Origin of the sequence: Chelatococcus reniformis, assembly GCF_014640075.1 — a bacterium.
Lineage (GTDB): Bacteria > Pseudomonadota > Alphaproteobacteria > Rhizobiales > Beijerinckiaceae > Camelimonas > Camelimonas reniformis.
On the sequence record NZ_BMGG01000003.1, the window covers coordinates 504,128 to 529,617 of the forward strand.

Sequence of the window (25,490 nt, forward strand, 5' to 3'; positions counted from 1 at the left end):
TTCTGCTAGAGCATTTCCGCGTTTCTCCGAATCGCGGAAATGCTCTACATATTTGTTTATCGCATTTTTCTTCACGCGAACCGGCGCCCACTTCGCTCGAAAATGCTCTAGGCAGGCCGCATCAGCGCCCCCGGCACCTGCAATGCCGCCTCCACCGCATCGTTGCCGGAGGGCGCCCACGCCAAGCCGGCGAAAGCATCGAAATAGGGCCGCACGCCATGCAGATCGAAGGCGATGATGCCGCGGGCGACGGCCGGGTCGGCCTCGACGATGGCGCGGGCCGCGGCCAGATCGCCCGCCTCGATCAGCGCGATGCCGCCGAAGCTCGAGCGGAACGGGCCGCCGAACAGCACCGATCCCTCCTCGTAGTGGCGGCGCATATGCTCCAGATGCGCGCGCATGATGGCCGGGTCCTGCTCGTGCACCGGACGGCCGGGAACGGCGTTCGGCCCTGCGCCCAGGACAGCGACGTAGCGCATGCTCGGTCCTCCAGTTGAGCGCCACCGCCTGGGGCGCGGATATGATGAAGACGGCCAGGCAGGCCCGACCCCGACAGCTGCGGCCGGATCACCGCACCGGCTCACACCGGCCGGGCGACAGCGTCAGCCCTGCTTCAGCTCGCCGGCGGCGCGCGCCAGCACCTCCACGACCTTGGCTTCGGCGTTCGGATCGCTCTCCAGCCGTTGGGCCACGACCTCGCGCAAATTGCTGAAGGCCGCCTTGACCAGGGGCGGCGGCCCGTGCTCGCCGCGCTCGTCGCCCCAGCCGAACATGCGCCGCATGCGGCCGATCTTCTCGCCGAGCTGGTCGAGCCGGCTCAGGATCTGGTTGGCGAGGGTGCGGTTCTCCTCCAGATGGGCGCGGCCCTCTTCGGTGATGGTGAACAGCTTGCGGCTGCCTTCGCTGGCGGCGGCGATGAAGCCTGCGTCTTCCAGGTAGGTGAGCGTGGGATAGACCGTGCCGGGGCTCGGGCTGTACCAGCCGCCGGTCTTCTCCTCGATCAGCTTGATGATCTCGTAGCCGTGGCGGGGCTGCTCTGCGATGAGCGCCAGCGCCAACAGCCTGAGGTCGCCGTGCGCCAACATGCGGCCGATGCGCATGAAATCGCCACCACCCGGGCCGCCGAAGCCCCGCTCACCCCGACCGCCGAAACCGCGGCCGCCGCGACCGGGACCGCCCCAGCCGCCGAACTCCTGCCGAACGGAGCCTTCGTTCCAAGGGCCGCCGCCGCGGCCGCATCCATGGGATCCAAACATTGGATTCTCTCCTTCTGATGTATCGTAAGATATAGCTCACTCATTATATCGCAAGATATATCTTTCGATTTCGGGCTGGCGCTCGCAGCATGGCGAATCCGGCCGGTGCCACACAGGAAACGTCGTCTTGGCCGTGGGGGAGGAACCAGACTAAGGTCGGCGCGTTTGGTGAACGAGCGCGGGCGCGGCTGGTCAGTGCCGGACCGGGCTCGAAGCGAGATTTGCCAGCCGGCACGCCGAGACCGTCGCTACCCCTGCCCATCCAGCATCCCCGCCGCGGGAAGGAGAACCTCATGGCCGCCAACAATTCCACGCCTCCCGACAGCCCGAGCGTCGGCGAGACCATCGCCAACGAGGCCGGCAAGGCCAAGGCGGAGCTGCGCAAGGGCGCCGAGGAGATCGGCGCCAGCCTCGACGCGGCGAACGGTGACATTTCCGCCGACCTCCAGCGCCTGCGCGAAGACCTCTCCCGGTTGAGCGAGACGGTGTCCGGCATCGCCGGCGAACGGGGCGCCGCGGCCGCCTCGCGCGTCACCGACGGCGTCCGCTCCGTCAAGGAGAGCGTGTATACCACGGCGAACGATGCCTATTCGGCAGGCGCCGACATCGCCAGCTCGGCCAAGACGCACGCGGGCGACTTCGCCAGCGACGTGGAGGACACCGTTCGTCGCAACCCGATCGGCACGGTGCTTGCCGCGCTGGGCGTCGGATTGATCGTCGGCATGATGTCCCGGGGTCGTTGATGCTCGGCTCGCTGCTCGCGGCCGCCGCGGGCGAACTTGCCGCGCTGCGGCGACGCGCCATCCGCACGGTGGCCGGGGTGGCGATCGCCCTCGCGGGCGCCGTCATCCTCCTTGTCGCGCTGCTCAACGCCCTGTTCCTCCTCGTGGCCCATCAATGGGAACAGGGGCCGCTGATCGGCCATCTCGCGGTCGCGGGGGTCGGGCTGCTCGTCGTCGTCATCGCGCTCGCCGTCGCCTTCTCAGGAGGCGGCCGGCCGAGCCGAAGCCGGGCCGGGGTCACGGCGAACTCCGCCGCCGCCCAGGCCTTCGAAGCCGCACGTGCAGCCGGCGAACAGGCCCGTGGTCTGGGCAAGAAGGTCGCCGGCGCCGCGACGGGCGGCGAAAGCTCGCCCCTCGTCTCGCGCAAGATGCTGGCCAATGCGACGCTGGCCGCCGTCATCATCGGTCTGTTTCTCGGCCGGCGCTTCTGAGCGCCGGCACTTTCCCTCGTCTGTGCGTCGTGTCAGCCGGCACCGCCCCGGGCGGCCGCCTGTGCCGACGGCTCTCGGAGCTCTCTCATGAACCTGAATGTCACCTTGCAGCCGCTGATCGCGTTGATCGCCGGCATCCTCATCCTGCTCATGCCGCGCTTGCTCAACGTCATCGTCGCGCTGTATCTGATCGTGATCGGCCTCTACGGGCTGTTCGGCGACCGCATCGGGCCCCTGCTGCGGATCTGACACACTGCAATTGCGGGCGCACGCGCCCGTGCCGGTGCTGGGCGTTGACCCCCGCTCGTCTTCTGTGAGCGGCTCGGCGTGCCATTGCGTTTTGGCACTCGATCGGTCAAGGCTCGGCTGTTGTCCGCTCCCCCGACGGGGAGCCAAGTACGGTGCCAAGCATGACCAAGTGGGTCTATTCCTTCGGCGACGGACGCGCCGAGGGCGAAGCCGCCATGAAGAACCTCCTCGGCGGCAAGGGGGCAAATCTCGCTGAGATGGCCAATCTGGGCCTGCCGGTACCACCGGGCTTCACTGTCTCCACCGAGGTGTGCACCTACTTCTACGATCACGACCGCAGCTACCCGCCGGAGCTCGAGCAGCAGGTTGCGACAGCGCTCGCCGAGGTCGGTCGCATCACTGGCAAGTCCTTCGGAGACAAGGATAATCCCCTGCTTGTGTCGGTGCGATCGGGGGCCCGTGCCTCGATGCCGGGGATGATGGACACGGTGCTCAACCTGGGCCTCAACGACGTCACGGTCGAGACGGTGGCGCGCGTCACCGGTGACCGGCGCTTCGCCTGGGACAGCTATCGCCGCTTCATCACCATGTATTCCGACGTGGTGCTCGGCGTGGAGCACCATGAGTTCGAAGAAGCCCTCGAGCTGTTCAAGGACCGCAAGGGCTATACGCTCGATACCGAGCTCTCCGGCGCCGACTGGTCGGAACTGGTCGGCCGCTACAAGGAGATCGTCGAGAAGGCGCTGGGCAAACCGTTCCCGCAGGATCCGCGCGAGCAGCTGTGGGGCGCCGTCGGCGCTGTCTTCGGCTCGTGGATGAACGCGCGCGCGCGCAAGTACCGCGAGCTGCACGCCATCCCGGCGAGCTGGGGCACCGCCGTCAACGTCCAGGCCATGGTGTTCGGCAACCGCGGCGACACCTCCGCCACCGGCGTCGCCTTCACCCGCGACCCGTCGACCGGCGCCAAGGAGCTCTACGGCGAGTTCCTGATCAACGCCCAGGGCGAGGACGTGGTGGCCGGCATCCGCACACCCCAGAACATCACGGAAAAAGCCCGCATCGCCGCCGGATCCGACCGTCCCTCCATGGAGGCGGCGATGCCCGACGTCTACGCCGAGCTGGTGCGCATCTACGGCGTTCTGGAAAGGCACTACCGCGACATGCAGGACATGGAGTTCACCGTCGAGGACGGGAAACTCTGGATGCTTCAGACGCGCAACGGCAAACGCACCGCAAAGGCGGCCCTCCGCATCGCGGTCGATCTCGCCAGCGAGGGCCTGCTCAGCCGGGACGAGGCGGTGATGCGCGTCGAGCCACAGGCGCTCGACCAACTGCTGCACCCGACGCTCGACCCGAAGGCCGAGCGTAAGCTCCTCGCCTCGGGCCTGCCGGCCTCGCCGGGAGCCGCCTGCGGCGAGATCGTCTTCTCCTCCGAAGATGCCGAGGAGGCGCGCAAGGCCGGGCGGCGGGTGATTCTGGTGCGCGTGGAGACGAGTCCGGAGGACATCCACGGCATGCACGCCGCCGAGGGCATCCTCACCACCCGCGGCGGCATGACCTCGCACGCCGCCGTCGTCGCCCGTGGCATGGGCAAGCCCTGCGTTTCCGGGGCCGGCAGCATCCGCGTCGACTACAAGACGCAGACCCTGAGCTCCGCCGGGACCACGCTGCGCAAGGGCGACGTGATCACCCTCGACGGCTCCAACGGCCAGGTGCTCCTTGGCGCCGTGCCGATGGTCGAGCCGGAGCTGTCGGGCGAGTTCGCGGCCTTGATGGAGTGGGCCGACGCAACCCGGCGCATGAAGGTGCGCGCCAACGCCGACACGCCGCGTGACGCCAAGACGGCACGCAGCTTCGGCGCCGAAGGCATCGGCCTGTGCCGCACCGAGCACATGTTCTTCGATGCCGACCGCATCCTCGCCGTGCGTGAGATGATCCTGGCCGATTCCACGGATGGCCGCCGTGCTGCCCTCGCCAAGCTGCTGCCCATGCAGCGCTCGGACTTCGCGGAGCTGTTCACGCTGATGGCCGGACTGCCGGTGACCATCCGCCTGCTCGATCCGCCGCTGCACGAGTTCCTGCCGCAGACCGACGCGGAGATCGCCGAGGTTGCAGCCGCCGTCGGCGCCTCGGTCGATAAGCTCAAGCGCCGCGCCCAGGAGCTGCACGAGGTCAACCCCATGCTCGGCTTCCGCGGCTGCCGTCTCGCGGTCGCCTACCCCGAAATCGCCGAGATGCAGGCCCGCGCCATCTTCGAGGCGGCGCTCGATGCCGCGGCGGCGACGGGGACGCCGGTCACGCCGGAGATCATGGTGCCGCTGGTCATGACCAAGGCCGAGCTCGACCTCGTCAAGCAGCGCATCGACGCTATGGCCGTGGCCGTCGGGTCCGAGCGCCAGGCCACCATCACCTATCAGGTGGGCACGATGATCGAGCTGCCCCGCGCCGCGCTGCGGGCCGGCGAGATCGCCGAGACCGCCGAATTCTTCTCATTCGGCACCAACGACCTCACGCAGACGACGCTCGGCATCAGCCGCGACGATGCCGCTTCCTTCCTCGGCATCTACACGACGGGCGGACTGCTCCCCAGCGACCCCTTCGTCACCATCGACCGGGAGGGGGTCGGCGAGCTGGTCAAGCTCGGCACCGAGCGTGGCCGCGCCACCCGCAGCGACCTCAAGGTCGGCATCTGCGGCGAGCACGGCGGCGATCCTGCCTCGGTGACGTTCTGTGAGGAGGCGGGGCTCGACTACGTCTCCTGTTCTCCCTACCGGGTTCCGATCGCACGCCTTGCCGCGGCCCAGGCCGCCATCAGCCGCAAGGGCGGCTGAGCCCGCAATGCTATCGGCGACGGCCGGCGAGAGCCGGCCCCTGCCACCGGTGCCTGCGGCGCCCGACCCGGGCCGACCCTCGCGCCACGCCGGGGCCGCTGTCGGACTGTTCCATTCCGGCACAAGCGGGATCGGGGGTTTTACGCTTCCTCAACGCTGATCGACGATAACACCGCGAGGTGTGGGAATGGCGCTTGTGCGTTGCCGGCGAGCAATGCGGCGTCAACCCGTCGGGAGTGATGGACGGCGTCGTGAAGCTGCGTGTGCGTCGGACGGCGATGGGATGGGCACTAGCCACCACGGTGCCGTGGGCACTGGCGGCCGGCCTCCTCGTCTCGTTCACCGCGGCCGCCGGGCCGTCGCTCGACGCCGGTGTCAGCGCAAGCCCCTCGCCGGTCAAGGCCGCCCTGCTCGACATGGGTCCGCTGATCCCCGACGTGCCGGGCCTGGCCGGCGCAACGCTCGGTCTGCCCGGGGGTGGCCGCCTGCAGCTGGCCCGTCTTACCATCGGCGACCCGCTGCCGCCGGACCCCGAGGCCGTGGGGACCCCGCCGCGCGACGACCTCAAGCGCGATGCACGGCAGGCGCGCAGCCCGACCTATCCGGAAGTGATGCGCACCGGCAAGGGCGACCCGATCGTCGCCTTGCGACCCAGCCTGAGCCGGCGCGGCATTCAGACCGCAGCCCTGGCAGCGGCGATGCCACGGGGCGCGCAGCGCGTGCTGCTCATGCGCGACGAGCGCACCTTGCCGCCGACGGTGCTGATGCAAGGGTCGCTGGAGCTGCCGCCGCTCGAGGCCATGACGGCTTTCGAGCCGTGGGCCAATGAGTCCGGCCAGACCATGGAGCATGAGCTGCCTGCCGCTCCCTCGCCCGGCGCCGTCGGCAGCGACGGCACGATCGACCCGCGGCGGCCGCCCGGCGCGCTCGACGGCGGCACGCCGGCGGTGCCGCGCGCGGTGGCGCTGTCGTCGGCAACGCCGGTACCGGCCGAAACGCCGATGGCGATCGCCGCGGCCCCCGTCGCCCTCTCGGTCGGCCGCGGCGTCTCCGTGGCCCTCCGGAGCGACGGCGACCGGCCCAACTACGCCAGCCTGATCGACCCGGACCGCACGGCGCGCGAACAGCGCTGCCTGGCCGAAGCGATCTACTTCGAGGCGCGTAGCGAGCCGGAGGCGGGCCAGGCGGCCGTCGCCCAGGTGGTGCTCAACCGGGTCAGGAGCGGCCTTTATCCCACCAGCGTGTGCGGCGTGGTCTATCAGAACCGCCATCGGCACAACGCCTGCCAGTTCTCCTTCGCCTGCGAAGGCAGGCGGCTGGTCACCAACGACCGCGACTCGTGGCAGTCGGCGGTGCGCATCGCCCAGCAGGTCCTCGACGGCACCACCTACCTCGCCGACGTCGGCGGCGCCACGCACTACCATGCCGACTACGTGCGTCCGCGCTGGGCCAGCAAGCTCAAGAAGATGGATGTCATCGGCCGCCACATCTTCTACAAGCTCAAGCCGGGACAGACGTAGGGCGGACGGACGGCGGAGGTCGCCGCCCCTGCCGCGAAAATAGCATTCAGCCTGCAGCGGGACGGGCGCCCTGTGGCACCACCTCGCTTTGCGATGTTGCGCCGAGCATGATCTTTTCCGCCAACCAGCGTCCATCGTTCGGGACCCCGCTCCAGCGATGAACTCGTACGCCGTCGCCGCCGCCATCTTCGTCTGCGTGCTGGGCAGCGCGCTGCTCGCCATGGCGGTCAACCCGAAGCTGCCCGAGCGGCACTTGTCGGCCGAGACGCGCGACGTGGTAAAGCTCGGCATCGGTGTGGTGGCGGCGATGACGTCGCTGATCCTCGGCCTGCTGATCTCGTCGGTGAAGACCTCGTTCGACGAGACGGACCAGAACATCCGCCAGTTCTCCACCTACATCATCATGCTGGACGCCTCCCTGCGCCACTTCGGGCCGCTCGGCCAGGCGGCGCGCGGCAACCTCGTCACCTATACTCGCCAGGCGCTCGACGACACCTGGCCCGATGACCCCAAGCGGACCGTGGTGGAGAACCCCAAGTCGGCGGACCTGCTGCAACAGGTCGAGGACGACATCTACCTGATCCAGCCGGCAAACCAGGACGGCAAGGACCTCAAGGCCGAGGTCGTGCAGATCTACCGCAATCTCGTTTCCATGCGCTGGAAGGTCATCGTCGGTAACAGCAGCACCGTCACGCCGCTGCTGGTCGTCTCTCTGACGGTCTGGATCAGCCTGATCTTCGCCAGTTTCGGGCTGTTCGCGCCGCACAATGCCCTATCGGTCGCGGCGTTGGTGATGTGCGCGCTGTCGATCGCCACCGCCATGTTCCTGATCGTCGAGATGAGCGATCCATTCACGGGGGTCATGTCGATCTCGCCGGCGCCGGTCCGCAACGCCCTCGCCCACCAGCTCAGCTGAGCGAGCCGTCTTGCGGCGACAGGCCCGCTGGCCCACAAACACCGCCAACCACAGGAGGCAGCCAATGGGCACGTTCAAAGCACTCGTCGTTCGCAAGTCCGACAGCGGCCAGACCGCCGCGTTCGAGGATTTCGACGCCGCCGAGCTGATGGACGGCGACGTCACCGTCCGCGTCACCCATTCGACGGTGAACTACAAGGACGGCTTGGCGTTGAGCGCCAAGTCGCCGGTGGTTCGCCGCTTCCCGATGATCCCCGGCATCGATTTCGCCGGCGTGGTGGAGGCCTCGTCGAACCCCGACTTTCCGGTGGGTCGGAGCGTCGTCCTCAACGGCTGGGGCGTGGGCGAGACGCACCTGGGCGGCTACGCCGAGGTCGCCCGCGTCAAGGGCGACTGGCTGGTGGCGCTGCCGGAAGGCCTGACGGCGGGCGAAGCCATGGCCATCGGCACCGCCGGCTACACCGCCATGCTGTCGGTGATGGCGCTCGAAAGCCACGGCCTCAAGCCGGCCGACGGGCCGGTGGTGGTGACCGGCGCCGCCGGCGGCGTCGGCTCGGTCGCGGTGACGCTCCTTGCCGGAGCGGGCTGGCACGTCATTGCCTCGACCGGCCGCCCGGCCGAGGCGGACTATCTGAAGGGCCTCGGTGCCGCCGAGATCATCGAGCGGGCCGAGCTTGCGGGCCCCGGCCGGCCGATCGGCAAGGAGCGGTGGGCCGCCGGCGTCGATTCGGTGGGCTCGCACACGCTCGCCAACGTCCTCGCCATGACGAAATACCGCGGCGCCGTGGCGGCCTGCGGCCTGGCCGGCGGCATGGACCTGCCCGCCTCGGTGGCGCCCTTCATCCTGCGCGGCGTGGCGCTGCTCGGCATCGACAGCGTCATGTGTCCCAAGCCGATCCGGCAGGAGGCGTGGCGCCGCCTGGGCGCGCAGCTCGACAAGGCCAAACTGGGCCAGATGACGCAGACTATCGCCCTGAGCGACGTGCCGCAGGCGGCCGCCGACATTCTCGCCGGCAAGGTGCGCGGTCGCCTGGTCGTCACCGTCGGCTAAAGCGTTTTCGAGCGAAGTGGACGCCGGTTCGCGTGAAGAAAACGCGACAAAACAAACAGATAGAGCATTTCCGCGATTCGAAGAAACGCGGAAACGCTCTAGGACGTCTCCTCGCGTCTTTCGAAGCTGGGGCGCTTGTCTGCGCTCCGGTCGGTCAAGCCGGGCGACAGCCCCGCCAGCGCGGTCGGACGTAGATCAAGTCCGGTGAGTCGCGGCCGCGCTGTCGCCCCAAGCAGCCGCAAGATGAACTCGAACAATTCTAAATCCGCGACGGATACAGCAGTTGGATTCTGCTTGCTGATGCACCGAATCAAATGGTGGGCCGTTTGCATTCGGATATGATCGAGCTTGCAAACTTGCGCATTGCCTTCGGAACATGACTGACGCAGCCTGCATACGCTCGGTCGGCCAAGCTCAGGCCTTGCCAGACCGCTGCCGCCACCATCGGGGGACACGCAATTTGACCGACGCCACACGCTACCTGCCCGCCCTCGGCCGGCTCCTGATCGCCATCATCTTCATCATGAGCGGTATCCGCAAGCTGCTGGGGCCGGATGGCACCGAGGCCTATATCGCCGCGGCCGGCATGCCACTGCCGACGCTCGCCTATTGGATCGCCGTGGTGGTCGAGCTGGGCGGCGGCCTGTTGCTGCTCGTCGGCTATCAGACGCGCTGGGCTGCGCTGGTGCTCGCCGTGTTTTCCGCCGCCGCGGCCATCGGCTTTCACGCCAAGTTCGGCGACCAGAACCAGATGATCCACTTCCTGAAGAACCTGGCGATCGCCGGCGGCCTGCTTCAGATCGTGCATTTCGGCGGCGGTGCCTTCAGCGCGGACGCGGCGCGCCGCTAAAGCGCTTCGCGATCGGGTGGAACCACCCGATCGCTGAGAAGCGCTCCAGATTCAAAAGACTATGAGCATTTCTTTGCCATTGGATGGACTCATCCAATGGCAAAATTCTCTGGCGCGCGATCGCATGAAACCGCCCGATGCGGGCTCCGGTCAGGCGAGTCCATCGGGCGCGGCGGGCGCCGGCGACCGGCCGGGGCGTGGAACCGCGCCCTCCAGTAGCGGCCGCAGCCGCGTGAGCTCGTTGCCCACGAAGTCCATGAACGCCCGCACCCGGGCGGCTTGGCGCAGGTCCGCATGGGTGAGCAGCCAGAGCGTGCCTGAGATGTCCTGCTGCGGCTCGGTCAGCCGCAGCAGCGCCGGGTTGCTGTCCCCTGCCACGCAGGGCAGCGGCCCGATGCCGATGCCCTGCACCACCGCGTCGATCAGCCCGGCCACGGCATTGACCCGGTAGATGACCTGATCGGCGGCCGCCTGGGCACGCACGAATCGCGCCGGCTTGATGGCGGCAAGGTCCTCGCCGAGGCCGACCCATGAGCGCCCTGCAAAACGCGCCGGATCGTCAGGTGCAATATCGGCAAAGTCCTCACGCCGGCCATAGACCGCCCAGGCGATGGTGGCGATGCGCCGGCCGACCAGGGTGTCGGGTGGCCGCTCGGTGGCGCGGATGGCAACGTCGGCGTCGCGCCGCGACAGGTTGAGGGCCGCGTTGCCCAGCACCACGTCGAGCCGGATCTGTGGAAAGCGCTTGCTGAACGCGGCGAAGATCGGCGTCAGCGGCGTCATCAGCCCGTCGTTGGTGGCGACGCGCAATTCGCCCGCCGGCGACAGCGACTTGCCTTCGACCTTGCGCACGAAGGCGGCCGCATCCTCCTCCATGCGAGCCGCGATCTGCGCCATCTCCTCGCCCGCCTGCGTGAGTTCGTAGCCCGTGCGGTGGCGCTCGAACAGCTTGCAGCCCAGCGTCTGCTCGAGCTGGCCTAGGCGGCGAAACGCGGTGGAGTGGTTGATGGCGAGCTCGGCGGCCGCACCGGCGAGGCCCTTGGCCGCCGCCACCGCCCGCACCAGCCGGAAATCGTCGAGGGCCAGCCCATGCGTGCCGAGGCGAGGCGGTGGCCTGGGGATCTCGTCAGCGGTCATCGCGATCCATCCGTCGCGGGGGCGGCTGCTCGCACGCTTCCCGCACACCGGTCCACTAAGCCCACAGCTTGCAATTTTGCAATCGAGCCGTTGCGATCGCCACCCTTCCCTTGCGGTGGCGACGTGCCCATTCTCCCGTCGTCGCCGCTGGAGCGCTTCGCCATCGGCTGGAATCACCCGGGCGACCCCCCCCGCCCTCATCCGGCGCCAGCGCGCCGAGCTAGAAGGTTCACTTTGATGGCAAAGGTCCTGGTTCTCTATTACTCGTCCTATGGCCACATCGAGACGATGGCCGAGGCCGTCGCCGAGGGTGTGCGCGCCGCCGGCGGTGAGGCCGTCGTCAAGCGCGTCCCCGAGACGGTGCCGGAAGAGGTCGCCAAGGCGGGGCACTTCAAGCTCGAGCAGGCGGCGCCCGTCGCCACGGTCGACGAGCTGCCCGGCTACGACGCCATCATCTTCGGCACGCCGACCCGCTTCGGCAACATGGCCTCGCAGATGAAGAGCTTCCTCGACCAGACCGGCGGCCTTTGGGCGCAGGGCAAACTGGTCGGCAAGGTGGGCGCCGTCTTCACCTCCAGCGCCACCCAGCACGGCGGCCAGGAATCGACCATCCTGTCGTTCCATACCGTACTGCTGCATCAGGGCATGGTGGTCGTCGGGCTCCCCTATGCCTTCGCCGGCCAGATGGGCCTGGAGGAGATCAAGGGCGGCTCACCCTACGGTGCCTCCACCATCGCCGGCGCCGACGGTAGCCGCCAGCCCTCGGCGGTCGACCTGGACGGCGCCAAGTTCCAGGGCCGGCACGTGGCGCAGATCGCCGCCAAGCTCGCCGGCTGAGCCTGACCGACGCGCCGCACCAACTCGACTCGACCGTAGACCGTCAGCCGGGCATTCCCGTGGACGTTCATCCGACCTTCTCCTGAGATCCTGTAGCTTCGCAACCACAGCTTCCCCGGACCGGGTCGGATGGACAACCTATTGAAAGCTCACATCTAGGGACGCGGCGCCGCGGCGCGGCGCAGGCGGTCGTTGATCGCCTCGCCGAGGCCATCGTCGGGGATGGGAGCGACCGCGATGCCGGCGACGCCCAGCGCGTCGAGGCGCCGCAGGGCGCCGAAGAGTGCGGCGGCCGCCTCCTGCGTGTCGCCTGCCGGGCTCAGGTTGACGGTCGCGACGGCTCGCTCGAGCCCAGCCGGAGCAAAGCCGCCGAACAGCAGAGCCGCCTCGCCGGCCCTTATCTCCGTTGCCGAAAGGCGCACTCGCGCGCTGGGCGCATAGTGCGAGGCGAGCAGGCCGGGGCTCTGCGGCCGCTCCGCTTCCCGGTCATTCACCTCGCCCAGCCGCCGCCCCAGCACGATCTCGAGCTCGGCGCGGGCCAGGCCGCCTGGCCGCAGCAAGGCGGCTGCGTCACCCTCCACCAGCACGATGCTCGATTCCACCCCGATGGGCGTGGCGTCCCCGTCGAGAACCGCAGCGATGCGGCCGCCGAGGTCGTCGAGCACGTGGCTTGCCGTGGTCGGGCTGACATGGCCGGAGCGGTTGGCCGACGGCGCCACCACCGGCCGGCCGACCCCTTCGAGCAGCGCCAGCGCCAGTCGATGCGCCGGCACGCGCAGCGCCACGGTGTCGAGCCCGGCGGTTGCGAGATCGCACACGCCGTCTGGCGTGCGTCGCGGTACGACCAGCGTCAGCGGACCCGGCCAGAAGCGCTCGGCGAGCGCCCGGGCGGCCGGGCCGAAACGGCCGAGCCGCTCGGCGGCCTCGATGCTGGGCACGTGGGCGATGAGCGGGTTGAACGATGGCCGACCCTTGGCGGCATAGAGCGCCGCGACCGCGCGCGCATCGCCCGCGTCAGCGCCCAGGCCGTAGACCGTCTCGGTCGGGAAGGCCACCAGCCCGCCGCCGCGGATCAGCCCGGCGGCTCGCGCGATGCCCTCCGCGGTTGCCGGCAATCGTTCCGCACATTCCATGGGACCGCGCCACCCACGCCGAGACCAGCCCCGACGACAACATTGTTTCCTTTAGCGCCGTGTTGGCTCTAGATCGGCGGACATCGTCCGTCAAACCAGCGCTCGTTTGCCGAGCCGAGGCACGCCATGACCTACCGCGCTCCCGTCCGCGACATGATCGACACCATCCGCCACGCCGCCGGCTTCGACGCCATCCAGGCGCAGGGTCTCTACGGCGAGCTCGGGGCCGACCTGATCGAGCAGGTGCTGGATGAGGCGGGGCGCTTCGCCGCCGACCGGCTGGCGCCGCTGAACCGGGTGGGTGACACGCACGGTGCCACCTTTGCCGACGGCGTGGTGACCACGGCCCCCGGCTGGAAGGAGGCTTATGGGGCGTGGGCGGCCGCCGGCTGGAATGCCGTCGCCGGGCCGCCGGAATGGGGCGGCCAGGGCCTGCCCCTGGTGGTGCAGGTGGCCTGCGCCGAAATGTGGAACTCGGCCTGCATGGCGTTCTCGCTCGCGCCGCTGCTGACCAGCGGTGCCATCGAGGCGCTGAGCGCTCACGCCACGCCGGAGCTCAAGCGGACCTACCTGGAGAAGCTCGTCGCCGGCGTCTGGACCGGCACCATGAACCTGACCGAGCCGCAAGCCGGCTCCGACCTGTCGGCCCTGCGCGCCCGGGCGGTCCCCGCCAGCGATGGCAGCTACCGCGTCACCGGCCAGAAGATCTTCATCACCTACGGCGAGCACGACATGACGGACAACATCGTCCATCTCGTGCTCGCACGGCTGCCCGATGCGCCGCCCGGCACGCGCGGCATCTCGCTGTTCCTGGTGCCCAAGTTCCTCGTCAACCCCGACGGATCGCTCGGCGCCCGCAATGACGTGCGCTGCGCCTCGATCGAGCACAAGCTCGGCGTTCACGCCTCCCCCACCTGCGTCATGGCCTTCGGCGACGAGGGCGGCGCTGTGGGCTATCTGATCGGTGAGGAGAACCGCGGGCTCGCCTGCATGTTCACGATGATGAACAATGCCCGCCTGTCCGTCGGCATCCAGGGCGTGGCGATTGCCGAACGGGCCTTCCAGCAGGCCTTGGCTTATGCGCAGGAGCGCCGCCAGGGGCGCGCCGGCGGCTCGGCCGACGCCATGAGCGCGATCGTTGCGCACCCCGACGTGCAGCGCATGCTGATGACCATGAAGGCGCTGACGGCCGCCGCCCGCGCCATCTGCTACCGCACCGCCGCGGCACTCGACGGCGCCCATCTCGCCAGCGACCCCGCCACACGGGCCGCCGCCCACGCCCATGCCTCGCTGCTGACGCCCGTGGCCAAGGCGTTCTCCACCGACATCGGCGTCGAAGTCGCCTCCCTCGGCGTGCAGATCCATGGCGGCATGGGCTTCATCGAGGAGACGGGCGCCGCCCAGCACCTGCGCGACGCTCGCATCGCACCGATCTACGAAGGCACCAACGGCATCCAGGCCATCGACCTCGTCGCCCGCAAGCTGCCGGTCGCCGGCGGCGAGACCGTACGCGCTGCCATCGCCGCCATGCGCGTCACCGCCGCGCGCGCCACGAACGCGCGCGTCGATGGCCTCGGCACCACCGCGGCACGCCTGCGCGACGCCGCGGAATCGCTCGACCGCGCCACCGCCTATATGCTGAAGGCGCTCGCCGGCAACGCGCCCGACGATGCGCTGGCGGGCGCCGCGCCCTACCTGCGCCTGTTCGGCCTTGCCGAGGGCCTGAGCGCGATGACCGCCTCGGCGCTGGCCGCGCACGAGGCTATGGCCGCCGGCGACACCAACCCGGCTCACGCCGGGCGCATCGCACTGACACGCTTCTTCGCGGAGAATGTCGCTCCCGCGGCCTCAGGCCTCGAGCAGACGGTTCTCGGCGGCGCCCCATCCGTCCAGGCCGCGCCGTTGGTTCTCGCCGGCTGAGGCCTGTGCGGGGCGAACATCCGCAGACATTCGCCGCAACGATCGGGCGGCTCCCGGCGCGACCAATCACTGCATTGACGGCAAGCGACAAGAGCTGTCATGCGGGCGACGTCGGCGCGCCGCATAAGCGGCCGCGAGGAGGCCTCCCATGATCGTGATCTACCGGCCGGGCACCACCGGCGAGGGAGCCCCGTGCCTTGACCGGCGCATCCTCGCCCCTGGCCGGCCTATCCCGGCCGAAGCGGTGTGGATCGACCTGCTTGACCCGACGCGGGACGAGGACAAGCTGGTCGAGCAGCACCTCAACATCGAGGTGCCAACACGGGAGGACACCGACTACATCGAGCCCTCCGAACTGATCTACGCCGAGGACGGCGCGCGCTTCATGACGACGCGGCTGCTCTACAAGGTCGACAGCGATCCGGAACTCACCAGCGTCACCTTCATCCTCAAGGACGGGGTGGCCGTCACCGTCCGCTACGGCGAGCCCAAGGCATTCGATATCTTCGCCAATCGCGCCGCCAAGCCCAACGGCTGCGGGCTGACGGCGGAGCAGGTGATGGCGGGCCTGATGGACACCATCATCGACCGCGCCGCGGAAGTGCTCCAGCAGGTGGCCGAGAACATCGACCACATCTCGAAGATGGTATTCGAGCACAAGGCGGATCCGGGCAAGCGCAATGCCGAATACGAGCAGATCCTCCAACGGCTCGGCCGCTACGGCGACCTGATCTCCAAAAGCAGGGAGAGCCTGCTGTCCATCGAGCGGGTGCTGCTATCGCTCTCGGTCGCCTATCGGGCCACGCGCGTGTCGGTGGCATTGCGCGAGGAGGTGCGCACCACACTGCGCGACCTGCAGTCCCTCGAGGAGCACGCCTCCTTCCAGACCAACAAGATTCAATTCCTGCTCGATGCGACCCTTGGGCTCGTCAACATCGAGCAGAACAACATCATCAAGCTGTTCTCGGTCATGGCCGTGGTGTTCATGCCGCCAACCCTGATCGCCTCGATCTACGGCATGAACTTCAAGTTCATGCCGGAGCTGGAGTGGCAGCTCGGGTATCCGATGGCGCTGTCCATGATGGTGTTCGCCGCCATCGCGCCATACTTCTTCTTTCGATGGAAGAAATGGCTGTGAGGCCCAGCGGGAAGCCGACATGGCCACCGCAAGCGCCATGCGTGCCGTCGCTCTGCTGCTGACGCCGGTCCGCGACGACCGACCACGTTCGCGCTGATGCTGCTGCGCTCTTGTTGTCGCCGCTCCCGGCATCTATGACCCTACCGGCGGCCCGTATGTCGAACGTCATGCCGGCGTGAGGCTCGCGTCGGCGCACGGGGGAGACGAATGGCCGATTGGGCGGTGATAAGGCGAGCGATCATCGCCTGCGTCGCAGCCTACGCCTTCCTGCTGCAGGGCATTCTGGGCCTTGCCGCGCCCGCCGCCGCGTTGGGCGGCCCCTTCACCCACGAGATCTGCGCCGGGCTCGGCGACACGTCGGCCCCGGTCAAACAGGGGCCGGATCACAAGCACTGCGCCCTGTGCGCCGCGTGCCAGTTCCTGCACCTGCTGGCGTACGATGCCGTCTCCGTGGCCGCGCCCGTTGCGGATCGACCCCACACGCCAACGCCGTGGCGAGGCGAGCGGCCGCCTGAGCGCCCCGCCCTCGGCCTGGCCGGAGCGCGCGCTCCACCCCTCTTTCTCTGACCTGCAGTCGCACCGCGGATCGGGCGCACCTTTGCGGGCGCTGGATCCGCTGATCCTTGCATTTCAGATGAGAGATGATCCATGTCATTTCCCCGTGCTCCGCGCGGAGCAGCTCGGCCGCGCGCTGCCGCGTCGTTGAGCGGCGTTCTCGCGGCGATGATGCTCGCCCCCGCCGCCGCCCAGGACGCCTCCAACCACGTCGAATTGTCGACCATCACCGTCGAGGGTGCGGGCCGGCCGCGCGGGCCGCTCCAGGACGATGTGGCGAAGCTGGAGATCAAGAACGACACCGGCAGCTTCGTGAAGCTCACGCCCTTGGAGACACCGGGCGTGGTGGATGTCGTCTCGCAACAGGACATCAAGGAAAAGGGCCTGCGGACGCTGACGGAGGCGTATAATTCGGTGCCGGGCGTGTTCGCCGGCAATTTGCCCGGCGAGCCCGGCGTCACCTCGATCCGCGGCTTTTCGCGCGCTGCGACCGGCTACTCGATCGACGGCGTGCAGATGTCCGACCCGCTGCTGGCCTCGCGCAACTACGACACCTTCAGCTTCGAGCGCGTGGAGGTGCTCAAAGGTCCCGCGTCAGTGATCTACGGGACCGGAGCGCTGGCCGGCGCCATCAATCTCGTCACCAAGCAGCCGCAGCTGGGCGAAACCCATGCGGAGGCGCTGGCGAGCTACGGCAGCTTCAACACGCTGCGCACCGGTGCCGATTTCAACGCCTCGCTCGGCCCCAACGCGGCGGCGCGAACCACGCTGAGCTACGGGCAGAGCGGCGGCTACATCGACGACACCAACCCGCGCACCTTCGGCTTCGGCACCGCCGTCACCTTCACGCCGACGGACCGGCTGACCCTCAATGCCTCGCTCAACTACTTCCACGACAACTACAGCACGCCCTATCAGGGCATTCCGCTGGTGCCGCTCTCGGCCGCGCTGGCTCCCAGCAAGCTGGTGACGACACAGAACGGCTACGTCGTGGACGAGGCCATGCGGGCCGAGAACTACAACGTCTACAACGGCCTGATGAAGTCCGACGCAGCCTGGCTGCGCGGCAGCGCCGAATACCGGCTCACCGACAGCTGGACGATCAAGAACGAGCTGAACGCCTACAAGGCGTTCCGCGACTGGGAGAGCTCGGAGGACTACACCTTCAATCCGGCGACCGGCCTGCTCGATCGCTCGACCACCAAGATCAACCACGACCACCGGTTCTGGTCGGACCGTCTGAGCGCCAACTTCGACGGCGACGTACTGGGCTTGCGCCACCGTTTCGGCACCGGCGTCGAGTACATCGACACGACGCTGATATCCGAACGGCGATTCGGCACGACGACGCCGGTCACCCGCTTCGATCCGGCCCGGGGGCTGTTCCCGGTCGATACGGCCCGAAATTTCCCGACCCGCCAGAACTTCGACAGCCGGATCAAGACGCTCGCAACCTTCGGAGAGGATGCGCTCAACCTCACGCCGGACTGGCTGGCGGTTGCCGGCATCCGTTACGAGAGCATCCGCCTCGAGCGCGGGATCGACGACCTCAACACAGGCCTTCTGTCACGCTTCGACAGGACCTTCGACAGCGTCTCCTGGCGCGTGGGCACGGTCTACAATCTGGCCCCGGGCACGGCATTGTTCGCCCAATACAACGAGGCGACGATGCCTGTGGCGGCCCTGCTGCTCGCCAACCTCGCCAACTACGATTTCGAGCTGTCGACCGGCCGGTCGGTGGAAGCGGGCATCAAGTCCGTCCTGTGGAACGATCGCCTCGTGGCGACCGCCTCGGTCTACCAGATCGAGCAGGACAACATCCTGACGCGGGACCCGCTCAATCCGTCGCTGACGGTCCAGGGCGGCAGCCAACGCTCGCGCGGCGTGGAGATCGAGGTCGCCGTGGCCGTGACCGAGCAGTGGAAGATCAGCGGCAATGCCACGTGGATCGACGCCGAGTTCACGGAGCTGCGCAGCGCGGCCGGCGACTTCGCCGGCAACCGGCCGCCGAACGTTCCCGATCACGCCATGTACGCGATGAGCACCTACCGCTTCGACAGCGCTCCGCTCACTGTCGGCGCGTCCCTGCAATATGTCGGGCCGTTCTACACGGACAATGCCAACACCATCAAAGTGGGCGAGCGTGCCCTCCTCGACGCATGGCTCGCCTACGATGTCGGCGGCGGCACGTTCCGGCTGCGCGGCCGCAACCTGACCAACGCGTTCTACGCGGACTGGTCGGGCTACAGCTCGACGCAGATCTATCTCGGCGCCCCGCGCAGCGTGGAGCTCTCCTACAACGTCAGGTTCTGACGGCCCTGCGGTCATCGGCGCGCGCCGCGACCGCAAAGCTGTTGACCGAGCCGGGAACATCCCATGTCCGCTCACGCTTCCCACGACGCGGCGGTCTACCGCACCATCTGGCGGTGGCATTTCTACGCCGGACTGATCGTCGCGCCGTTCATGCTGGTCCTTGCCGTCACCGGCGCGATCTACCTCTTCAACGACGAGATCAACGATGTCGTGCAACGCGATCTGCGCTTCGTCACGCCCTATGCCGAGCCTTTGCCGGCGAGCCGCCTCATCGCCGCGGCAATCACCGCCTCGCCCGGCGGTCGCGCGACACGCATCGACATGCCGGGGAGCCGCGATCGCAGCGCTCAGGTCTTCGTCTCGCCCCAGCATGGCGAGCCGTTCCGTATCTTCGTCGATCCCGGCACCGGCAACGTCCTGGGCTCCCACGTCTACGGCCGCACGCTGGTGGGCCTCGCCGACCTTGCGCACGGCTCGCTGATGCTCGGCCCGCTCGGCGACAATATCGTCGAGCTGGCCGCCTGCTGGGGGTTCATCCTGACTGTCACCGGGCTCTATCTCTGGTGGCCCCGCGGCCGCCGCGGCCTGGCCGGCACGCTGCTGCCGCGCCTTGCCGCCAGCGGACGCGCCTTCTGGAAGGACCTGCACGCCGTGACCGGCGTGTGGACCGCCCTCCTCATCCTGTTCCTGATCCTCACGGGACTGCCATGGGCATCGCTCTGGGGCGATCTGCTGCGCCGTGGCACGGACCTCGCCGGCATCGGCTATCCGACAAGCTTTCGGGGCCACGGCGCTGTGCCGGCCGCGAGCCCACCGCCCGAAGTCGCCAAGGCGGGACCGTGGACCTTGGCGACGGCGCCCCCGCCACAGTCGGACGAGCACGCTCACCATCACGGCGGGGGCCGAGCGACAGGCGCCGCGCCGGGGGCCATGCCGTCCGCTGTCGATGCCGTGGCGGGCGCGCTTGCCGTCCGCGGCATCGGCGGGGCCTACCGCTTGACACTGCCCAAGGATGGCACCGGCGTCCTCACCGCCGTCATTTACCCGGACCGGCCGCAGGGACAACGCACCCTCTACATCGACCAATACTCGGGCCACGTCCTGCGGGAGGTCGGCTTCGCGGACTACGGCTGGGCCGCCAAGGCGGTGGAGATCGGCGTCCAGCTGCACATGGGCAACTACTTCGGACGGCTCAACCAGATCGTCATGCTGATCCCCTGCGCCGGCATCGTCGTCCTCTCGACCACGGGGGTCTACATGTGGTGGCGCCGGCGGCCCAAAGGGCGGCTCGCCGCGCCACGGGCCATCGCTCATCCCAAGCTCAGAACGGTGGCCCTCATCGTCGTCGGACTTGCCATCGTCTTTCCGCTTGCCGGCGCCTCGCTGCTCATCGTTCTTGCGCTGGACGCGGCCTATCGCCGGGTCGAGGCATGGATGCAGGTCCCGGGTGCCTCGGCACCGTCATAGAGCGTTATCGAGCGAAGTGGACGCCGGTTCGCGTGAAGAAAACGCGATAAATCAAACGGATAGATCATTTCGGCGATTCGAAGAACCGCGGAAATGTTCTGCGCGGTGGCGCGGCAACACTGCGGAGGCGAGGCCGCCGCATCGCTTGCTCCGGCGGGCAGCGCGGAAATGTCTTCACCGGCCGGCCGAAGCGGCCTGCCCGGGCGGTGATGCTCCTGGCTGCGGCGTGCCGGCATCGTGGTCAGCCGGGCCCAGGAAGCCGCGCAGAAACTCCACCGGCATGGGGAAGACGATGGTGGAGTTCTTGTCGCCGGCGATGTCGTAGAGCGTCGAGAGATAGCGCAGCTGCATGGCCTGCGGCAGCTTGGCCAGGGTCGTGGCCGCCTCCACCAGGCGCTCGGCGGCCTGCTGCTCGCCCTCGGCGTTGATGATGCGGGCGCGCCGGTTGCGCTCGGCCTCCGCCTGGCGGGCGATGGCGCGCACCATGCTGTCGTCGATGTCGACGCGCTTGATCTCCACATTCGCCACCTTGATCCCCCAGGCGTCGGTTTGATTGTCGAGGATCTCCTGGAGGTCGGCGTTGAGCTTGTCGCGCTCCGCCAGCATGTCGTCGAGGTCGTGCTTGCCGAGCACCGAGCGCAGCGTCGTCTGGGCGAGTTGGCTGGTCGCCGCCATGTAGTCCTCCACCTGGATCACCGCCTTGTCGGGCTCGATGACGCGGAAATAGAGCACGGCGTTCACCTTCACCGAGACGTTGTCGCGCGAGATGACGTCCTGCGCCGGCACGTCGAGGACGATGGTGCGCAGCTGCACGCGTACCAGTTGCTGGACGAAGGGGACGAGGACGACGAGGCCCGGCCCCTTCACGCCGGAGAAGCGGCCGAGGGTGAAGACGACGCCGCGCTCGTACTCGCGCAGGATCCGGATGCTCGTCAGCACGACGACGAGAACGAGGAAGACGATCGCGACGAGGGGTACGAGGGCGAGGGTCATGGGCGCTCTCCGTCAGGCTCGCGACCGCCGTCGGGAGCCACGAGTAGGACGAGGCGGTCGCGGCCGGTCACGCGCACGCGCCGGCCCGGCGCGAGAGGGACGGCGCCAACCGCGCGCGCCTGCCAGCGCTCGCCGTGGACGCGCACTTCGCCGCGCACGCCGGCCCAGCTCAGCACCGTGCCGGGCTCGCCGACCATGGCCTCCCCGCCCGTCACCGGACGACGCCGATGGGCCCGAACCACCGCCGCCAGCATCACCGCGAACAGCACCGCGGTCACGGCCGTCGACGCCGCCACGACCAGTGGCGATACGGCGATGCCGGACTGCTCGTTGAACAGCAGGAGGGAGCCCAGCGCGAATGCGACGATGCCGCCGGCGCCGAGAATGAACGTGGGCGCCATCGCCTCCATGGCCAAGAGGGCCATGCCCAGGAGGATCAGGCCCAGTCCCGCATAGTTGACGGGCAAGAGATTGAAGGCAAAGAGGCCGACGAGCAGCGCGATCGATCCGACCACGCCAGGCACCACCGTGCCCGGGTTCATGAACTCGAGAATGATACCGTAGATGCCGACGAGAAGGAGGATGTAGGCCATATTCGGATCGGTGATGACGCCGAGCAACGCCGTCCGCCAGCCGGGCCGCTCAACGACCGGAGTGAGCCCTGCGGTGTCCAGGGTGACGGTGCGGCCGCCAACGCCCACGCGCCGCCCCTGCGCCTTGGCCAGCAGGTCCCCGACGTCGTTCGCCACGATTTCGACTACGCGACGCTCCAGCGCTGCGCCAGCGGACAGGCTGGCGGCCTGGCGCACGGCCTCCTCGCCCCAGTCCGCGTCGCGCCCGCGCAGCTCCGCCAGACCGCGGATGAAGGCCGCGGCGTCGTTCACCGCCTTTGCCGCGGCGGCATCCGCCGGCGACTCGCCGCCCTTGTCGTCCTTGCCGCTTCCTCCGGGCAAGCCGCCCCCCAGCTGGATCGGCGTGGCGGCACCGAGACTGGTGCCCGGCGCCATGGCCGCCAGGTGGCAGGCGTAGAGGATGTAGGTGCCGGCGCTCGCCGCTCGCGCGCCGCTCGGCGCGACGTAGCCGATGACCGGCACCGGCGAGGCGAGGATGTCGCGCACGATGTCGCGCGTGCTCGAGGCGAGGCCGCCCGGCGTATCCAGACGCAGAACGACGACCGCGGCCCCGCGCGCGCCGGCGCTGGCGAGGGCGTGCCGCAGGTATTCGGTCGTCGCCGGGCCGATGGCTCCAGCGACGTCGACGACGAGGGCCGAGCGTTCGGCCGGCATGGGGCTCGCTTGCGCATGAGCCGCGCGCGGCAAGCTCATGGACAGCCCGGCGATGACAAGCAGCAGCGTACTCAGGCGCGCCATGCCGCGGACGAGCCGCGGGACGGCCGCCGGGGAGAGGACAGGACGATGCGCCGGCCGATGGGGCACGCTGGGGCGCCCTCCGTTGCATCCCTCTAGATGGGATCGGCGCGCGCATTTCCCAATCGGATGCGATCAACCCGTCGGCGGGATCGATGGGCTTTGCGCGTCAGGCCCGCCGGGGCGGGGACATCGGCCGGGGACGGACGCCGGTGCCCGTCGCCACCCAGATGACGTGCCGCGCGCCCCCTCCCCCGTGCACGGCGCGCGCCCTCATCTCCTCGACAGCGAAGCCCACCTTGCGCAGGCGCTGGGTGAAGCTGCGGTCCGGCCCTGCCGACCAGACGGCCAGGATGCCGCCAGGCTTGAGCGCCCGCTTGGCGGCACCAAGCCCGGCGACGTCATAAAGACCGTCGTTGGCCGCGCGCGTGAGGCCCTCGGGGCCGTTGTCGACATCGAGCAGGATGGCATCCCAGGTAGCGCGGCCACCGCCGATGAGGTCGCTCACGTCGGCGACGCGAATGTCGACGCGCGGATCGGTCAGGCTGTCGCCGAAGACCTCGGCGAGCGGCCCCCGCGCCCAATCGACGACGGCAGGCACCAGCTCGGCAACGGTGATGCGGCTCTCCGCCGGCAGGCCGCCGGCGAGCGCCGCGCGCAGGGTGAAGCCCATGCCGAGGCCGCCAATGAGCAGATGAGGCCGGCCGCGGCCGCGGATGCGCTCGCAGGCGACAGTGGCGAGCGCCTGTTCGGAGCCGCTGACACGACTGTTCATCAGCTCGATCGCCCCGGACATGATGGAGAACTCGCCGCCGCGCCGCTTCAGCCGCAGCTCGCCGCCGCCGGGCATGGTCGCAGTGTCGAGCTGGACCCAGGGAATCACGATGCCACCCTTCCGTCCGCGGGATGAAGCACCACCGCGCTGAACGGGCTGCCTTAGCCGAATGCGGCTTTACTGCCCAGCGCGAACGTCAGCGCCCCGTGCCATAAGGGCGCCGCCCGCCGCCCGCACATCGTGAGCCCATGATTCGTCTCGAGAGCATCAGCAAGCAGAACGGCCACCAGATCCTGTTCATCGAGGCCTCCGCGGCCCTCCAGAGGGGGGAGAAGGTCGGCCTCGTCGGCCCCAACGGCAGCGGCAAGACCACCCTCTTCCGCATGATCACGGGACAGGAGCATCCGGACGAGGGCCAGGTGGCCGTCGATCGCGGCGTCACCATCGGTTACTTCAGCCAGGACGTGGGGGACATGGCGGGCCGCAGCGCCGTCGCCGAGGTGATGGACGGCGCCGGCCCGGTCAGCGTCGTCGCGGCCGAACTGAAGGAGCTGGAGGCCGCCATGGCCGATCCGGACCGGGCCGACGAGATCGACGAGATCGTGGCCCACTACGGCGAGGTGCAGGCTCGCTTCGAGGAGCTGGACGGCTACGCTCTGGACGGGCGCGCGCGCGAGGTCCTGGCCGGATTGAGCTTCACCCAGGAGATGATGGACGGCGACACGGGCGCCCTGTCCGGCGGCTGGAAGATGCGCGTGGCGCTCGCTCGCATCCTCCTCATGCGGCCCGACGTCATGCTGCTGGACGAGCCGAGCAACCACCTGGACCTGGAGAGCCTGATCTGGCTGGAGGACTTTCTCAAGTCCTATGACGGCGCCCTGCTAATGACCTCGCACGACCGCGCGTTCATGAATCGCATCATCACCAAGGTGGTGGAAATCGACGGCGGCGCGCTCACGGCCTACGCCCGCGACTACGAATTCTACGAGCAGCAGCGCGCGCTCAACGAGAAGCAGCAGCAGGCCCAATTCGAGCGTCAGCAGGCGATGCTGGCCAAGGAGATCAAGTTCATCGAGCGCTTCAAGGCGCGCGCCTCCCATGCGGCGCAGGTGCAGAGCCGCATCAAGAAGCTCGACAAGATCGACCGGGTGGAGCCGCCCAAGCGCCGGCAGACGGTCCTGTTCGAGTTCCCGCCGGCGCCCCGCTCGGGCGAGGACGTGGTCAGCCTGAAGGATGTGCACAAGAGCTATGGCGGCCGGCGCATCTACGAGGGCTTGGACTTCCTGGTGCGCCGCCGGGAGCGCTGGTGCGTCATGGGCATCAACGGCGCCGGCAAGTCGACGCTGCTGAAGCTGGTGGCGGGCACGGCCGAGCCCGACCAAGGCACTGTGGCCGTGGGCAGCAGCGTCAGGATGGGCTATTTCGCGCAGCATGCCATGGAGCTGCTCGACGGTGAGCACAGCGTGTTCCAGTCGCTGGAGGACGCCTTTCCCCAGGCCGGGCAAGGCTCGCTGCGCGCGCTGGCCGGCTGCTTCGGCTTCTCCGGCGACGACGTGGAGAAGCGGTGCCGCGTGCTGTCGGGCGGCGAGAAGGCCCGGCTGGTGATGGCGAAGATGCTCTACAATCCGCCCAACCTCCTGGTGCTGGACGAGCCCACCAACCACCTGGACATGGCGACCAAGGAGATGCTCATCGCGGCGCTGTCGCAATACGACGGCTCGATGCTGTTCGTCTCGCACGACCGCCACTTCCTGGCGGCCCTGTCGAACCGGGTGCTGGAGCTGACGCCCGACGGCGTGCACCACTACGGCGGCGGCTACACCGAGTACGTCGCCCGCACCGGCCAGGAGGCGCCGGGCCTGCGGGGCTGAGACCCGCTGGCGACGGGCCGCGCGCACCACCGGGGAGCACCGGGCGCTTGCGCGCCCGTCGCGGTGCTCCCGTATTGAGCTCACGTCAGGTCAAGAGC

At 68.9% G+C, this 25,490-nt stretch carries 22 protein-coding genes; 15 read left to right on the forward strand and 7 right to left on the reverse strand.

Annotation, left to right across the window (positions count from 1 at the left end):
- Positions 1-107: 107 nt before the first annotated feature.
- A complete protein-coding gene (locus IEW34_RS10420) occupies positions 108-479 on the reverse strand; it encodes a YciI family protein (RefSeq protein WP_188609093.1) in 372 nt (123 codons plus the stop codon).
- Positions 480-602: 123 nt separating this feature from the next.
- Positions 603-1,256 carry a PadR family transcriptional regulator gene (locus IEW34_RS10425; protein WP_188609094.1) on the reverse strand — a complete coding sequence of 218 codons (654 nt, stop codon included), beginning with the start codon at positions 1,254-1,256 and terminating at the stop codon, positions 603-605.
- A 293-nt stretch (positions 1,257-1,549) separates the two neighbouring features.
- On the opposite strand from IEW34_RS10425, the gene IEW34_RS10430 reads away from it, so the two are divergent.
- The 8 genes from IEW34_RS10430 to IEW34_RS10465 all read left to right on the forward strand — a co-directional run bounded on the left by IEW34_RS10430 (position 1,550) and on the right by IEW34_RS10465 (position 9,886).
- The gene (locus IEW34_RS10430; RefSeq protein ID WP_188609095.1) at positions 1,550-1,999 is read left to right on the forward strand and encodes an ElaB/YgaM/YqjD family protein; all 450 of its coding nucleotides are present in this window, start codon (positions 1,550-1,552) and stop codon (positions 1,997-1,999) included.
- A complete protein-coding gene (locus IEW34_RS10435; protein WP_188609096.1) occupies positions 1,999-2,469 on the forward strand; it encodes a hypothetical protein in 471 nt (156 codons plus the stop codon). The genes IEW34_RS10430 and IEW34_RS10435 overlap by 1 nt, the downstream gene beginning before the upstream one ends.
- Positions 2,470-2,556: 87 nt before the next feature.
- Positions 2,557-2,718, forward strand: a complete 162-nt coding sequence (locus IEW34_RS10440) for a DUF3096 domain-containing protein (protein WP_188609097.1) — start codon at positions 2,557-2,559, stop codon at positions 2,716-2,718.
- A 161-nt stretch (positions 2,719-2,879) separates the two neighbouring features.
- Positions 2,880-5,549, forward strand: coding sequence for a pyruvate, phosphate dikinase (gene ppdK, locus IEW34_RS10445; protein ID WP_188609098.1), 2,670 nt, complete (start codon positions 2,880-2,882; stop codon positions 5,547-5,549).
- A 194-nt stretch (positions 5,550-5,743) separates the two neighbouring features.
- Entirely contained in the window at positions 5,744-7,069 is a 1,326-nt protein-coding gene (locus IEW34_RS10450; RefSeq protein WP_244641909.1) for a cell wall hydrolase, read from the forward strand.
- Between the two features lie 157 nt (positions 7,070-7,226).
- Complete coding sequence (locus IEW34_RS10455; RefSeq protein ID WP_188609099.1) at positions 7,227-7,985, forward strand: bestrophin-like domain; 759 nt, start codon at positions 7,227-7,229, stop codon at positions 7,983-7,985.
- Positions 7,986-8,049: 64 nt separating this feature from the next.
- Positions 8,050-9,036 carry an acrylyl-CoA reductase (NADPH) gene (gene acuI / locus IEW34_RS10460; RefSeq protein WP_188609100.1) on the forward strand — a complete coding sequence of 329 codons (987 nt, stop codon included), beginning with the start codon at positions 8,050-8,052 and terminating at the stop codon, positions 9,034-9,036.
- 460 nt (positions 9,037-9,496) lie between these two features.
- A complete protein-coding gene (locus IEW34_RS10465; RefSeq protein WP_280516277.1) occupies positions 9,497-9,886 on the forward strand; it encodes a DoxX family protein in 390 nt (129 codons plus the stop codon).
- Between the two features lie 150 nt (positions 9,887-10,036).
- On the opposite strand, the gene IEW34_RS10470 is transcribed toward IEW34_RS10465, so the two are convergent.
- Entirely contained in the window at positions 10,037-11,023 is a 987-nt protein-coding gene (locus IEW34_RS10470; RefSeq protein ID WP_188609102.1) for a LysR family transcriptional regulator, read from the reverse strand.
- Between the two features lie 237 nt (positions 11,024-11,260).
- On the opposite strand from IEW34_RS10470, the gene wrbA reads away from it, so the two are divergent.
- Complete coding sequence (wrbA, locus tag IEW34_RS10475) at positions 11,261-11,860, forward strand: NAD(P)H:quinone oxidoreductase (protein WP_188609103.1); 600 nt, start codon at positions 11,261-11,263, stop codon at positions 11,858-11,860.
- Between the two features lie 155 nt (positions 11,861-12,015).
- Here wrbA and IEW34_RS10480 read toward each other — a convergent pair whose 3' ends face one another.
- Positions 12,016-12,993, reverse strand: a complete 978-nt coding sequence (locus IEW34_RS10480; protein ID WP_188609104.1) for an L-threonylcarbamoyladenylate synthase — start codon at positions 12,991-12,993, stop codon at positions 12,016-12,018.
- Positions 12,994-13,119: 126 nt separating this feature from the next.
- On the opposite strand from IEW34_RS10480, the gene IEW34_RS10485 reads away from it, so the two are divergent.
- The 5 genes from IEW34_RS10485 (at position 13,120) to IEW34_RS10505 (ending at position 20,386) form a co-directional block, all read left to right on the forward strand.
- Positions 13,120-14,913, forward strand: a complete 1,794-nt coding sequence (locus IEW34_RS10485) for an acyl-CoA dehydrogenase family protein (RefSeq protein ID WP_188609105.1) — start codon at positions 13,120-13,122, stop codon at positions 14,911-14,913.
- Between the two features lie 148 nt (positions 14,914-15,061).
- Positions 15,062-16,051 (forward strand): magnesium/cobalt transporter CorA, encoded by a 990-nt coding sequence (gene corA, locus IEW34_RS10490; RefSeq protein WP_188609106.1) that lies wholly within the window; start codon positions 15,062-15,064, stop codon positions 16,049-16,051.
- Positions 16,052-16,258: 207 nt separating this feature from the next.
- Complete coding sequence (locus IEW34_RS10495; RefSeq protein ID WP_188609107.1) at positions 16,259-16,618, forward strand: DUF2946 family protein; 360 nt, start codon at positions 16,259-16,261, stop codon at positions 16,616-16,618.
- 135 nt (positions 16,619-16,753) lie between these two features.
- On the forward strand, positions 16,754-18,919 hold the full coding sequence (locus IEW34_RS10500) for a TonB-dependent receptor (protein WP_244641910.1): 2,166 nt from the start codon (positions 16,754-16,756) through the stop codon (positions 18,917-18,919).
- A 63-nt stretch (positions 18,920-18,982) separates the two neighbouring features.
- Positions 18,983-20,386 carry a PepSY-associated TM helix domain-containing protein gene (locus IEW34_RS10505; RefSeq protein WP_188609109.1) on the forward strand — a complete coding sequence of 468 codons (1,404 nt, stop codon included), beginning with the start codon at positions 18,983-18,985 and terminating at the stop codon, positions 20,384-20,386.
- A 174-nt stretch (positions 20,387-20,560) separates the two neighbouring features.
- Here the strand turns inward: IEW34_RS10505 and IEW34_RS10510 are convergent, their stop codons facing one another.
- The 3 genes from IEW34_RS10510 to IEW34_RS10520 form a co-directional block, all read right to left on the reverse strand.
- Complete coding sequence (locus IEW34_RS10510) at positions 20,561-21,379, reverse strand: slipin family protein (RefSeq protein WP_188609110.1); 819 nt, start codon at positions 21,377-21,379, stop codon at positions 20,561-20,563.
- Positions 21,376-22,749, reverse strand: a complete 1,374-nt coding sequence (locus tag IEW34_RS10515) for an NfeD family protein (RefSeq protein ID WP_188609111.1) — start codon at positions 22,747-22,749, stop codon at positions 21,376-21,378. The genes IEW34_RS10510 and IEW34_RS10515 overlap by 4 nt, the downstream gene beginning before the upstream one ends.
- A 166-nt stretch (positions 22,750-22,915) precedes the next feature.
- Positions 22,916-23,629 (reverse strand): spermidine synthase, encoded by a 714-nt coding sequence (locus IEW34_RS10520; protein WP_188609112.1) that lies wholly within the window; start codon positions 23,627-23,629, stop codon positions 22,916-22,918.
- A 140-nt stretch (positions 23,630-23,769) separates the two neighbouring features.
- Here IEW34_RS10520 and IEW34_RS10525 point away from each other — a divergent pair, with 140 nt between their 5' ends.
- Positions 23,770-25,392: an ABC-F family ATP-binding cassette domain-containing protein gene (locus tag IEW34_RS10525; RefSeq protein WP_188609113.1), complete on the forward strand. Its 1,623-nt coding sequence runs from the start codon at positions 23,770-23,772 to the stop codon at positions 25,390-25,392.
- Positions 25,393-25,490: the final 98 nt, after the last annotated feature.

What these genes read in the sequence shown, in the direction of transcription:
- wrbA (WP_188609103.1), top strand. Translation starts at nt 11,261, where the DNA reads ATGGCAAAGGTCCTGGTTCTCTATTACTCGTCCTATGGCCACATCGAG.
- IEW34_RS10485 (WP_188609105.1), top strand. Translation starts at nt 13,120, where the DNA reads ATGACCTACCGCGCTCCCGTCCGCGACATGATCGACACCATCCGCCAC.
- IEW34_RS10430 (WP_188609095.1), top strand. Translation starts at nt 1,550, where the DNA reads ATGGCCGCCAACAATTCCACGCCTCCCGACAGCCCGAGCGTCGGCGAG.
- IEW34_RS10505 (WP_188609109.1), top strand. Translation starts at nt 18,983, where the DNA reads ATGTCCGCTCACGCTTCCCACGACGCGGCGGTCTACCGCACCATCTGG.
- IEW34_RS10515 (WP_188609111.1), bottom strand. Translation starts at nt 22,749, where the DNA reads ATGGCGCGCCTGAGTACGCTGCTGCTTGTCATCGCCGGGCTGTCCATG.
- IEW34_RS10455 (WP_188609099.1), top strand. Translation starts at nt 7,227, where the DNA reads ATGAACTCGTACGCCGTCGCCGCCGCCATCTTCGTCTGCGTGCTGGGC.
- ppdK (WP_188609098.1), top strand. Translation starts at nt 2,880, where the DNA reads ATGACCAAGTGGGTCTATTCCTTCGGCGACGGACGCGCCGAGGGCGAA.
- IEW34_RS10495 (WP_188609107.1), top strand. Translation starts at nt 16,259, where the DNA reads ATGGCCGATTGGGCGGTGATAAGGCGAGCGATCATCGCCTGCGTCGCA.
- IEW34_RS10480 (WP_188609104.1), bottom strand. Translation starts at nt 12,993, where the DNA reads ATGGAATGTGCGGAACGATTGCCGGCAACCGCGGAGGGCATCGCGCGA.
- IEW34_RS10440 (WP_188609097.1), top strand. Translation starts at nt 2,557, where the DNA reads ATGAACCTGAATGTCACCTTGCAGCCGCTGATCGCGTTGATCGCCGGC.
- IEW34_RS10425 (WP_188609094.1), bottom strand. Translation starts at nt 1,256, where the DNA reads ATGTTTGGATCCCATGGATGCGGCCGCGGCGGCGGCCCTTGGAACGAA.
- IEW34_RS10420 (WP_188609093.1), bottom strand. Translation starts at nt 479, where the DNA reads ATGCGCTACGTCGCTGTCCTGGGCGCAGGGCCGAACGCCGTTCCCGGC.
- acuI (WP_188609100.1), top strand. Translation starts at nt 8,050, where the DNA reads ATGGGCACGTTCAAAGCACTCGTCGTTCGCAAGTCCGACAGCGGCCAG.
- IEW34_RS10470 (WP_188609102.1), bottom strand. Translation starts at nt 11,023, where the DNA reads ATGACCGCTGACGAGATCCCCAGGCCACCGCCTCGCCTCGGCACGCAT.
- IEW34_RS10435 (WP_188609096.1), top strand. Translation starts at nt 1,999, where the DNA reads ATGCTCGGCTCGCTGCTCGCGGCCGCCGCGGGCGAACTTGCCGCGCTG.
- IEW34_RS10525 (WP_188609113.1), top strand. Translation starts at nt 23,770, where the DNA reads ATGATTCGTCTCGAGAGCATCAGCAAGCAGAACGGCCACCAGATCCTG.
- IEW34_RS10510 (WP_188609110.1), bottom strand. Translation starts at nt 21,379, where the DNA reads ATGACCCTCGCCCTCGTACCCCTCGTCGCGATCGTCTTCCTCGTTCTC.
- corA (WP_188609106.1), top strand. Translation starts at nt 15,062, where the DNA reads ATGATCGTGATCTACCGGCCGGGCACCACCGGCGAGGGAGCCCCGTGC.